Origin of the sequence: Tsukamurella pseudospumae, assembly GCF_001575195.1 — a bacterium.
GTDB lineage: Bacteria > Actinomycetota > Actinomycetes > Mycobacteriales > Mycobacteriaceae > Tsukamurella > Tsukamurella pseudospumae.
Genome location: NZ_LSRF01000053.1, coordinates 1 through 463 on the forward strand (window position 1 = coordinate 1; position 463 = coordinate 463).

1 rRNA gene is annotated in these 463 nt (G+C 54.9%); it reads left to right on the forward strand.

The annotated features are described in order from the left end of the window. A 16S ribosomal RNA gene (locus AXK60_RS13835) occupies window positions 1-463 on the forward strand; the annotation flags it as partial.

Sequence of the window (463 nt, forward strand, 5' to 3'; positions counted from 1 at the left end):
AAAACTCAAAGGAATTGACGGGGGCCCGCACAAGCGGCGGAGCATGTGGATTAATTCGATGCAACGCGAAGAACCTTACCTGGGTTTGACATATAGAGGATCGCCGGAGAGATTCGGTTTGCCTTGTGCCTTCTATACAGGTGGTGCATGGCTGTCGTCAGCTCGTGTCGTGAGATGTTGGGTTAAGTCCCGCAACGAGCGCAACCCTTGTCTCATGTTGCCAGCACGTAATGGTGGGGACTCGTGAGAGACTGCCGGGGTCAACTCGGAGGAAGGTGGGGATGACGTCAAGTCATCATGCCCCTTATGTCCAGGGCTTCACACATGCTACAATGGCGCGTACAGAGGGCTGCAATACCGTGAGGTGGAGCGAATCCCTTAAAGCGCGTCTCAGTTCGGATTGGGGTCTGCAACTCGACCCCATGAAGTCGGAGTCGCTAGTAATCGCAGATCAGCAACGCTG